The sequence below is a fragment of the Pseudonocardia ammonioxydans genome (assembly GCF_900115005.1).
In the GTDB taxonomy this organism is placed as follows: Bacteria; Actinomycetota; Actinomycetes; order Mycobacteriales; family Pseudonocardiaceae; genus Pseudonocardia; species Pseudonocardia ammonioxydans.
The window spans coordinates 1-9625 of the sequence record NZ_FOUY01000089.1 but is presented as its reverse complement, the minus strand read 5'-3'; the positions used below and the strand labels follow the sequence as shown (position 1 = coordinate 9625).

At 69.8% G+C, this 9625-nt stretch carries 12 protein-coding genes and 1 other RNA gene; 4 read left to right on the top strand and 9 right to left on the bottom strand.

Annotation, left to right across the window (positions count from 1 at the left end; all coding sequences use genetic code 11):
• Window positions 1–288: transposase (locus BM093_RS33355; RefSeq protein WP_177238869.1), on the top strand; the 288-nt coding region annotated here is incomplete at its 5' end.
• On the opposite strand, the gene BM093_RS33350 is transcribed toward BM093_RS33355, so the two are convergent.
• The 3 genes from BM093_RS33350 to BM093_RS33340 all read right to left on the bottom strand — a co-directional run bounded on the left by BM093_RS33350 (window position 261) and on the right by BM093_RS33340 (window position 3394).
• A complete protein-coding gene (locus BM093_RS33350; RefSeq protein ID WP_245773978.1) occupies window positions 261–977 on the bottom strand; it encodes a hypothetical protein in 717 nt (238 codons plus the stop codon). The genes BM093_RS33355 and BM093_RS33350 overlap by 28 nt on opposite strands.
• A 178-nt stretch (window positions 978–1155) precedes the next feature.
• On the bottom strand, window positions 1156–2346 hold the full coding sequence (locus tag BM093_RS33345; RefSeq protein WP_093357090.1) for an alcohol dehydrogenase catalytic domain-containing protein: 1191 nt from the start codon (window positions 2344–2346) through the stop codon (window positions 1156–1158).
• Window positions 2347–2521: 175 nt separating this feature from the next.
• Entirely contained in the window at window positions 2522–3394 is an 873-nt protein-coding gene (locus BM093_RS33340; RefSeq protein WP_245773977.1) for an MBL fold metallo-hydrolase, read from the bottom strand.
• A gap of 98 nt (window positions 3395–3492) precedes the next feature.
• Between BM093_RS33340 and BM093_RS33335 the strand changes: the two genes are divergently transcribed.
• Together BM093_RS33335 and BM093_RS33330 are read left to right on the top strand one after the other, a co-directional pair.
• Entirely contained in the window at window positions 3493–4014 is a 522-nt protein-coding gene (locus BM093_RS33335; RefSeq protein ID WP_245773976.1) for a hypothetical protein, read from the top strand.
• 366 nt (window positions 4015–4380) lie between these two features.
• Window positions 4381–4677, top strand: coding sequence for a hypothetical protein (locus BM093_RS33330; protein ID WP_093357077.1), 297 nt, complete (start codon window positions 4381–4383; stop codon window positions 4675–4677).
• A 140-nt stretch (window positions 4678–4817) separates the two neighbouring features.
• On the opposite strand, the gene ssrA is transcribed toward BM093_RS33330, so the two are convergent.
• The 5 genes from ssrA to BM093_RS33300 all read right to left on the bottom strand — a co-directional run bounded on the left by ssrA (window position 4818) and on the right by BM093_RS33300 (window position 7863).
• Window positions 4818–5201, bottom strand: a transfer-messenger RNA (tmRNA) gene (gene ssrA, locus BM093_RS33325).
• A 250-nt stretch (window positions 5202–5451) separates the two neighbouring features.
• Window positions 5452–5673: a hypothetical protein gene (locus BM093_RS33320; protein WP_093357072.1), complete on the bottom strand. Its 222-nt coding sequence runs from the start codon at window positions 5671–5673 to the stop codon at window positions 5452–5454.
• 560 nt (window positions 5674–6233) lie between these two features.
• Complete coding sequence (locus BM093_RS33315; protein ID WP_093357067.1) at window positions 6234–6425, bottom strand: hypothetical protein; 192 nt, start codon at window positions 6423–6425, stop codon at window positions 6234–6236.
• 256 nt (window positions 6426–6681) lie between these two features.
• Complete coding sequence (locus BM093_RS33310) at window positions 6682–7227, bottom strand: bifunctional nuclease family protein (RefSeq protein WP_093357062.1); 546 nt, start codon at window positions 7225–7227, stop codon at window positions 6682–6684.
• Between the two features lie 402 nt (window positions 7228–7629).
• Window positions 7630–7863, bottom strand: a complete 234-nt coding sequence (locus BM093_RS33300) for a hypothetical protein (protein WP_093357054.1) — start codon at window positions 7861–7863, stop codon at window positions 7630–7632.
• Window positions 7864–8174: 311 nt separating this feature from the next.
• Between BM093_RS33300 and BM093_RS33295 the strand changes: the two genes are divergently transcribed.
• Window positions 8175–9401: a glutathione-independent formaldehyde dehydrogenase gene (locus BM093_RS33295; protein WP_093357050.1), complete on the top strand. Its 1227-nt coding sequence runs from the start codon at window positions 8175–8177 to the stop codon at window positions 9399–9401.
• Here BM093_RS33295 and BM093_RS33290 read toward each other — a convergent pair.
• On the bottom strand, window positions 9370–9625 hold a 256-nt coding region (locus BM093_RS33290), incomplete at its 5' end, for an ATP-binding protein (protein ID WP_143105683.1). The two genes, BM093_RS33295 and BM093_RS33290, sit on opposite strands and share 32 nt — an antisense overlap.

The window sequence follows — 9625 nt, the reverse complement described above, 5'->3', positions numbered from 1 at the left end:
CTCTGGCGAGGCGCCTGGGAGGAGTTCACCCCGTTCCTGGCCTTCCCGCCCGAGGTTCGGCGGGTCATCTACACCACCAACGCGGTGGAGTCGCTGAACTCGCGGTTCCGGCAAGCGACTCGTCGGCGGGGGCACTTCCCGAACGACCAGGCCGCGCTGAAGGTGCTCTACCTGGTCATCCGCAGCCCGATCGCGAACCGGACCAACGTGACCGGCCGGACCACCGGCTGGAAGGCTGCACTGAACGCGTTGACACTGTTCTACGGCGACCGGATCGCCCTGAACTGACACAGACGATCACCGCCCACACACGATCTTCCAGACAGTCCCCTGGAGATGAAGAGCTCGCGGCCCGCGCGTACCCGGTGTGGCTCGAGTTCGGCTTTCTGCGCTGCGGCTCGCTCGATTAGTTGGTCGAAGTCGACATCTGGTAGCTGGGTGGCGAGTCCGGCGAGGTCGCGCAGGGTCGTCCACAGCTGCTTCTTGCCTTCGATGCCCATGGTGAGCATCTCGAGTTCGGTGAACCGGCTCAGCGGGGAGTAGTCGGCCAGGCGGCCGTTGAGCTTGAGCCGGCCCAGCCGCTCAGCGGCGACCGCGGCCCCGGGTTTCATTCGGCTCGGCCGGATTCCGGCCTGCCGCATGAGGGACCGAAACGTTTCCACGTCCTCGGCGATACCGGTGGCGACCCGGGCGAGCGCGTCGCCGAGCGGCGTGTCGCGATTGCTGCGCTGGGCGCGCCGGGCGAGCTGCCGCCACACCACGCCGAGCGCCAGCTGATCATTGAGGTAGATCTTCAGGTACCAGTACCTGTCCGCGGCGGGGTTGTTCCGGGATACTTCCCGTCGTTCAGTTCCTGCTCGGCCGTGCCGGTCGTGCCGTTGGTTCCGGGGTTGCGCGCCGGGGCGAGTAGTCCCGTCGTGGTAGCGCGGACGTTCACCACTTTGAGGTGTTCCGAGACGGTCGGGGTCGCTGGACACCGCTACCTCCTCGACTCGAGCTTGGGCCAGGCCGGTCACGGCGTACCCACCACGGTCCGGTCGATATCGGCCCGGCGCTGGCGTAGCGAGAAGCCACCTCACCGCCGCGCTGCCGAGGCGCGACCTCGCGAAGGATGGGTTTCGCCCGCGGCCGGCCAGGCAATGGCCTCGGTTGCTTTTACGTGGCCGGCTCGATGGCGACCTTGACCCAGCCGGGTTCGTGGGTGTCGAACGTGCGATACGCCTCGACCGCGTCGGCCAGCCCGTCGCGGACCGTGACTCCTCGTCCGGGATCCAGTGTCCCGGCCGCGACGATGTCGATCAGTTCCGGGATCAGTGCCCGGTGTGGGCAGTTACCTGCCTTCACGGTCAGGTTGCGGTTCAGCACGGTGCCGATCGGGAACGAGCGCGCCGTGGGTGGATAGACCCCGATCACACCGATCGTCCCGGCTTTGGCCACTGCCTCGGCCGCCCAACTCGCGGCCAGCGACGGGTCGTCGCCGGCGTTCCAGGCGGTCGCTCCGCCGCCGGCGGCCTCCTCCAGTTCGGCAGCGCGCCGTTCCTGGTCGCCGGCGTCATCGCTGCGCGGACCGTAGGCGTCGGCGCCGACGGCGTCGATGACCCGGTCGGGACCGATCCCGCCGGTCAGTTCCCGCTGCGCATCGACCGGGTCCTCGACGGTCACGTCGACGGGCTCGACGTGCTGGCGGCGGGCCTTCTCCAGCCGGGCGGCGTCACGATCGACGGCGAACACCCGGGCCGCGCCGAGGTGTCGTGCGCTCGCGATCGCCAGCTGGCCGACCGGGCCGCAGCCGAACACCGCGACCGAGTCACCGCGGGAGACCTCGGCCAGCTTGGCACCGAAGTAGCCGGTCGGGAACACGTCCGACAACATGATCGCCTGGTCGTCGTCCACGGCGTCGGGCAGCGGCACTAGGTTCGCGTCCGCCCACGGCACCCGTGCGTACTGTGCCTGCAGCCCGTCGAACCCGCCGGTTTCCTCCGGCCCGCCGAACAGGGCGGTGCCGGCCAGCGGTCCGTTCGGGTTGGCCGCGTCGCACTGCGAGGTGTACCCGGCCCGGCAGTAACTGCACCGCCCGCAGCACAGCGTGGACGGCACCACCACCCGGTCCCCGGGCCGGAACGCGCGTACCGCGCTGCCGATCTCCTCGACCACGCCGACGCCCTCGTGCCCGAGCACGATGCCCGGCCGCAGGCCCGGCATCGTGCCCCGGATCATGTGCAGGTCCGTCCCGCAGATCGCGCTCGTCGTGAGCCGCACGACCACGTCACCGGGGTCCCGCGGGACCGGGTCGGCTACCTCCGCCACCTCGATCTCACCAGGTGCCTGCCACACCACTGCCTGCACGTGTCCTCCTCCAGTCGTGAACTACGCCCGCCGGTTACCCGTCCGTCCTGCGGACATGCCGGCCGGGCCGGAGCTCAGCACTGCCCGAGGCCCGTCCGCCGCACGCGACCATCGCCCCAGAGCCGGCCGCGGGCTTCCGCCACCGCCCGGATCGAGAGCCGGCCAGCCCGCCTGCTCACGGCGGAAGACCGTGCCACGGGCTACCCGGTGCATTACCGAACACGTGGTCGGCCGTTGCGCTGCCGGGCCGGCGACCGGTCGACGGGGGCAGCGCCACGGTGCCCCCGCGGGCCACTACACGGATCCGTTCGCCCAGACCGCGGGCGCGCATCTGGTCGAGGAAGTGTGTCAGCGGCGAGCGGAACACGTCGTAGTCGTCATAGTGGACCGGCACGACCCGGCCCGGGCCGATCAGCTCGACCAGATCGGTGCCCTGCCGGGCGTCGAGGGTCACGAGCACGCCGCCGATCCGGGTACCACCGAGGTGGGCCACCATCAGGTCGATCTCGCCGAACCGGTCCCGGATCTCGGCCAGCTCGGGCACCAGCACCGTGTCACCGGTGATGTAGATCCGCAGCGCCCGCTGGCCCTCCCGCTCCAGGTCGACGATGCTGCCCTGGACCGGCGGCAGGAGCCGGTGCAGCGCCCGTGGCCCGTGCCGGGCGGGCACGGCGGTGACCCGGACCCGCTCGACGTGGTCGCCGACCTCCCAGCTCTGCCAGGTCGCCAGGCCGATCGCGGCTTGGAAACCCCACCGGCGCAGCCGGTCGCGGGCGTGCGGCGTGGTGACTACAGGCAGGCCGTGGTCGAGCCAGTCACGCGCGATCCTGTCGAAGTGGTCGCCGTGCAGGTGCGACACCAGCACCGCATCCAGCGGTGGCAACTCGTCGATACCGACCGCGGGCTCGGTACGCCGCCGCGACGACAACCCCCACCCCAACCGGGCACGCTGGCCGCAGTGCAGGAAGTTCGGATCTGTCAGCAGCCGGAACCGACCGAGCCGCAACAGGGTGGTGGCCGTCCCTACGAAGGTCAGCGAGGTGTCCACGCCACCTCGACTACCCCCTCCCCGTACCGGCACACCGTGTAAGACGCCCGCCTTCGGGGCCGCAGGCATCGCCGTTCCGCCGCCACGACCCCAGACGCATGACCGCCAGGACGGCGGGAACTCGCCCGGATATGACCAGCACGAGGATGCTTGACCGGGCAATCGCCGGAGTCGCCGCCGGAGCGGCGGGGACCACGGCACTCAACGCCACGACCTACCTCGACATGGCCGTCCTGGCCCGACCGGCCAGTACCACCCCGGAGCAGACCGTCGGCCGGCTCGAAGACGCCGTCCCCTCCGCGCTGTCGCAGGACGGCCCGAACAGCCTCGCCGCCGACAACCGACGCTCCGGACTGGGAGCACTGTTGGGGATTGCTGCAGGGCTGGGGACCGGCATGGCCTACGGGCTGATCGCGCCCCGCCTCGCCAGACTGCCGCTGTGGGCGCGCGGAGCCGGAGCCGGTCTCGCCGCGAACGTGGCCTCGACCGCGCCGATGACCGCCTTGGGCGTGACCGATCCGCGCCGCTGGCCCGGCAACTCCTGGATCCGTGACCTCGTACCCCATGTGGCCTTTGGCGTGGCCACCGCTGCGGTGTTCCGGCGGCTCACCGACTCCTGATCCGAGCGATGCTCGGCCGGCGCTGCCTGGTTCCACGGCTTCGTTCCCGCCTCAGCCGGGCGTGCGGCGCGGCGACGCGGAACCGATCTGAGCGGCACGAGGTAGCGGGCGTCTGGCGTGGCAACGGACGCGGCGTCGGCGAGCTCGCAATCCGCCCCGAGGAGCTTGTGCTGGCCCTGGCCTTCCGAGTCGGCCTGCCTTCACCGGTGAAGCGGCTGCGGGTGCACTCAGTGGAGACTGTGTGAGCGCGACGAGGGTCCCCGCCGACGACGGGATACCTGGTGTTTAACCGTCCGGTCCGGGCGTGGAACCCGCGGTAACCGGGTAGATGGCGCCGGTCACAGTCGACGATGTCGAGGATCTGCTATGACCACTAGCCCGCAACGGCCGGAGCTGCCGCCGACCCGGGTCGCCGAGCGGCTCGCGGCGTTCGTCGCCTGGCTGGCGACCCGGGTCGAGCACGAGGAAACGCGCAGTGCGTGCCGCGAGGTGGCGGAGGCGTACCTGCTTTTCGCCGAGCGTGACCACGGCACTCCCGAGTCCCGTCGGTCGCGGTTCCTCCAGGCCTACCACGGTGTCGCGCCGGGCACCGTGCATGCCGGGCTCAACCTGCTTGCCGAGCATGAAGCCGTCGTACGGAAGACGTTGCCGATCGACGGCTGAGCTGCGCCCGCGGTGACGGTGACGACGACGCCCTGCCCGGCTCTGCTTGCAAGGGTCCTTCCACGCCCACCTGCCTGTGCCGGGGCGCACCATGGTTGACGACCCCGTCCCGAAAGAGCCGGGCGGGGCCGTCGCTGTGGTGGTGGAGGTGCCGGGAATCGAACCCGGGTCCTCCGTCGGATCACGAGGGCTTCTCCGTGCGCAGTTCGCTCTGTCTCTGCTCGGATCCACCGGTCACGCGAACGAGCCGGTGTGACGATCCCAGCCGCTGTTGGATGTTCCCTGCGCTTCCGCGGCCGAACCGCAGGGTGAGTCCCCTAGCTGATGCCGGGAACCGGAGCGGGGACGCCTCCGGCCCGACAGCCCCTACCTGTTATCAGGCAGCGAGCGCGTAAGCGCTCTGCGGGGCAGTGCGACTGTGGTCGGCACTTATTTTTTTGCGACGCATGGTTAACGAGAACATCGTCGCCTTCCTCGGCACGCTTCCCCTCGATCAGCGATCGGAGTCGAGACCGTTCACCCCCCTGCCTCCGTACGGGCCTTCCCGTCCGGACACCCCACACAACGCCCCGCGGCGCCCAGAACATTCCCGTCGCCAGGTGAGGCCACGATGGCATCGTCACCCGCTGTGGCCGTTCGGGGCGAGGAGGACCGCCCGACTCGCCGAAGCCGGCCCTGCGGCGGCACGACCAGCTATGCGAGCTTCCACGCCCGCGCTGCTACGGGCCCAGTCGCGACCCGGGCCGGACACCGTGGCGAGCTACTGGTGTTCGATCATGGCTGCTCGGTACCGGTCGTATCGAGCAGACGTGCCCGCACGAGGCGCTCCAACAGTTCCGGGACCGCCTCGTCGGGGATGCCGGACAGTTCTGCCCGGCAGTATTCGGCCAGGGTGGAGATCTCGCTCGGGTCGGTGCCGGGGAACTCGGCCCTCAGCCGGCGGCACGTCTGGCCGATCGGTGAGGACGCGAACTGTTCGTCGTCCTGGGCGTTCACGCGCGCGTCCTCTGCTCGTGCAACCGGGTCCGTGATGATGGTCCTTTTGGAGACCGTGGCGACCGGGCCTGGTCTTCTGCGCCCACTCGGGCGCCTGAGCAGGGAGCATGGTCCCGATCAAGAGGGGCGAGGGTGCGCCCGACCGCGCTGTCCGGGGTGGCTGTGGTGGCCGACGTCGCGCCGTGGTCACGGGCCATGGTCAGTGCGTCGACCCCGCACACCGCGAGGAACGACACCGCGGTGCGATCGACGGCGGCGTGACCGCCTGCGGGGGTGACGACCGTGGTGTGCAGCGCGGTAGTCAGTACAGGCGCGGTGGTCACGTCGGCCTCACCGCACACGGTGACTGTGGTGGTGCAGGTCGTGGGTCGAGTTGCCCGGGCGGTGGGCCGGGCCGATGCTTCGGTCATGATCTCCATCCACGCTGTCCCGGCCCTGGCCGGTCACGCCGGCCGGCTGCGCCCGTCGAGCCATCCAGTAGATGAAGCCGGGCGAGCCGTTGGACCGCCGCTCGCGTGGCTCAGTGGGCTGGGGGTGGCACACCCGGTGGCAAGGAGTCGTCAGCGCGATTCGTCGCGCTGGGCGCGCGCATCGGTGCCGGAGGTGCGCTCGTCGGTAGTGGCGGTGCGCCGGTTGCCGTCCCGGTCGTCGTGCGGCGGGGCGCTGCTGGCGTCGGGCGCGTCGACGACTCGGGGCCCCGAGGTCTCCGGGGCCCGGCTCGGGCGGTTGAAGACGTCGCGCAGCTTGTCCATCAATCCCATGAGAAAGTTCTGCCTTCCCGATACTGCTGTTCTTCGGGTCGGCCTCGCCGTACCCGCGCGGGACCACTTCGACACCACTACCTCCCGGGTCCTCACACTGAGCAAGCAGCTGAGGGCGCTCGGACGGCTGGTGTTCGGCTACAACGGCGTCGGCCGCCCCAGCCCTTCTCCTGCAGCCTGAGTGGTTCTCGGCGCTGTGCAGGCCAGCTCCCAGCTGCGACACGCTCCACTCCGGCATTTCGGCCTTCTACTGGGACGGCTCGTCAGGGCCGACGTCGAAGTCCTCCGGGGTGGCCGAGGTGAGGAACTCCCGGAACCGGTCGAGGTCGACCTGCTGATCGGGCCCGAGTTCGGCGCCCGGATCGGTCAGGGGTTCGGCTGCGGTGCCTTCCAAGACCGCGGCGGCGGGAACGGCGGCGGCGTCGAGTACCGATTCGTTCGCGGCGATATCGGCACCGGCCCGCAGCGCCAGGGTCAACGCATCGCTGGGACGTGCGGATACGCGGGTGTAGTCATCGAGCACCAGCTCGGCGTAGTAGGTGTGTGCGTGGAGCGCCGTGATAACTATCCGGGTCAGGTGCCGTCCGGAGGCGGCGAGCACAGCGGCGATCAGCTCGTGCGTTCCGGGCCGTATCGCTGACAGGCCCTGGTGGGCCTGTTCCAGCGCGGTGGCATCGGCCTCGGCGATCCAGATCGGCAGTACCCGCCCCAGCGGGTCGTGCTCTTCGAGCAGGACCAGCGGCTGCCCCCGAGCGGCGTCCCAGCCCATTCCGCGCAGCTGCAGCGCGATCATGCCCCCTCCGGACGGATTAAGTCACTGCCTCACTGTCAGTCGCTGCGGGGTCCGGCCAGTGGTGTCGGAAACGGGCCCAGCGGTAGGCCGAGGCCGCCCCCGCCGCCGTCTGCGCCCCGTCATCGGGGTCGTCTGCTTCGGCGCGGGGTCCCCGTACCACCGCCGGCACCGCCGCCACCGCGGCCAGCAGCCACAGCACTTGCCCTGCTACGGGCCCCGCGAGCGTGGCCAGTCCGCTGGCGATGACCGCCAGCTGCGCGGCCGGCTGCTCGATGAACAGCGTCAGGCGCGGTCCCGTCCCGACCGCGGCAGTATCTCTCATCATGAAAAACCTCGGCAGACTCACCAGTGCAGAGCCGGTGGCCGACGCAACGGGAGGCTGTGTCACCGGAGTGGGGGCGGCTACGGCTGGAGCCGGCGGGCGAGAAGTTGTTTGCCCTGTTCGGCACCTTTGCCGCTGTCGGCTTGCGCGCGCTGGAACAGCTCGACCAGTTCGGAGTCGCCGTCGCGTTCGGCGTCGTTGATGTAGGTCTGTAGCCGCAGGGCGTTGCTCAGGCACGCCTCGACGTACCAGATCAGGTTGTAGTCCTTGTCCGCGGTGCCGGTCACCTCACCGGTCTCTTGGTTGATCGTCATCGCACTCCTTCATCCGACGATGTGTCGCGCCCGAGGCGGCGCGCACGCGTAGCGAACTCGTATCGGCCCCACATCAGCCCTACCCGGCTCGCCGGGGCCTATTCGGGCTCGGAGGAGCAAATTTTCGGCGCCGGCACCAGACTCCGGAGCCGCCGGGCACGAGTTGTGCACCGTCGTGAGCGTGTCAGCATCGCGCGGTCGGCCGCTTCCGGTGGATCAGTGCCTTTTGCCGGTTGAGGTTGCAGCCGCATGGGCTGTGCAGCGTCGGGTAGCCGCAGAAGGTCGCACAGTCGCATCCGCAGGGAGTCAGGATGAAGGCCGTGGTGTTCAAGGGACCGTTCAACGTCGCCGTGGAGAACGTGCCCGACCCGACCCTCGAGCAGCCCAACGATGCGATCCTGCGCATCACCACCTCGAACATCTGCGGCTCCGACCTGCACCCGTACGAGGGCCGTGCGCCCCTGGATCAGGGCATGGTGCTCGGCCACGAGAACATGGGTGTGGTCGAGGACGTCGGGCCCGGGGTCGACCGGATCAGCGTGGGCGACCGGGTCTCGGTGCCGTTCAACATCGCCTGTGGCACCTGCCGCAACTGCACGGCAGGCTGGACAAACGCCTGCCTGCGCGCGAACCCGACCGGTCGCCCGACCGCGGGCTACGGCTACCCGATGATGGGCCCGTACTGGGGCGGTCAGGCCGAGTACCTGCGCGTGCCGTGGGCGGACTTCAATCTGCTCAAGCTGCCCGCCGGTCGCGAGCACGAGAACGCGTTCACGATGCTGTCCGACATCTTCCCCACCGGCTACCACGGTGCCGAGCTGGCCCGGGTCACCCCCGGTGACACCGTCGCGGTGTTCGGCGCGGGCCCGGTGGGGTTGATGGCCGCGCACAGCGCGATGATCCGTGGCGCCTCGCAGGTGTTCATCGTCGACAAGGAACCCGACCGGCTCGAGCTGGCCGAGCGCTACGGCGTCACCGCGGTGAACTTCGCCGAGGTCGATCCCACCGAGGTGATCACCGACGCCACCGACGGCACCGGTGTGGACTGCGGTGTCGAAGCCGTCGGCTACCAGGCACACGACCCCACCGGGCAGGAACACCCGGAGCTGGTGATGGACAAGCTCGTCGAGGTCGTGCAGTCCACCGGCCGCATCGGCGTGGTCGGCGTGTACCTCCCACAAGATCCCGGCGCAGCCACCGAGGGCGCGCAGGAAGGCCGGATCGGATTCGACTACGGGTCGGTATTCGACAAAAACATTGCGCTCGGCCACGGGCAGTGCCCGGTCAAGCGCTACAATCGCCAGCTGCGCGACCTGATCATCCGCGGCCGCGCGCAACCCGAGCTGATCGTCTCCCACGAGCTCTCACTGAACGAGGCCCCGCAGGCCTACGACCAGTTCGACAAGCGCATCGACGGCTGGACGAAGGTCCTGCTGTGTGGACGATCAGCCAATTCCCCCGGGCTGCGCTCAAGTAATTCCCCCGGGTCCAGCCTCGGTGGGCAGTCTATCCGGTGGTCGTGGTGTCCTGGTCCGTGACGCGCCCGGGGCGTCGGTGAGGTCGGTAGCTTGCTCCGTTCATGAACAGCTGGTGGCTGTTGTTGATCAGTCGGTCGAGCAGGGACTCGGCGACCACGGGGTTCGGGAACAGCGGATACCAGTCGATCGGTGTGCGGTTGCTGGTCATGATCACCGAGCGGCCGGCGCGTTCGGTGATCAGTTCGTAGAGGTCGTCGGCCTGGACGGCCGTGAGCTCGCGCATG

Coding starts and splice junctions, on each gene's coding strand:
- BM093_RS33335 (WP_245773976.1), top strand. CDS start 3,493: ATGACCGCCAGGACGGCGGGAACTCGCCCGGATATGACCAGCACGAGG.
- BM093_RS33330 (WP_093357077.1), top strand. CDS start 4,381: ATGACCACTAGCCCGCAACGGCCGGAGCTGCCGCCGACCCGGGTCGCC.
- BM093_RS33315 (WP_093357067.1), bottom strand. CDS start 6,425: ATGGACAAGCTGCGCGACGTCTTCAACCGCCCGAGCCGGGCCCCGGAG.
- BM093_RS33310 (WP_093357062.1), bottom strand. CDS start 7,227: ATGATCGCGCTGCAGCTGCGCGGAATGGGCTGGGACGCCGCTCGGGGG.
- BM093_RS33300 (WP_093357054.1), bottom strand. CDS start 7,863: ATGACGATCAACCAAGAGACCGGTGAGGTGACCGGCACCGCGGACAAG.
- BM093_RS33295 (WP_093357050.1), top strand. CDS start 8,175: ATGAAGGCCGTGGTGTTCAAGGGACCGTTCAACGTCGCCGTGGAGAAC.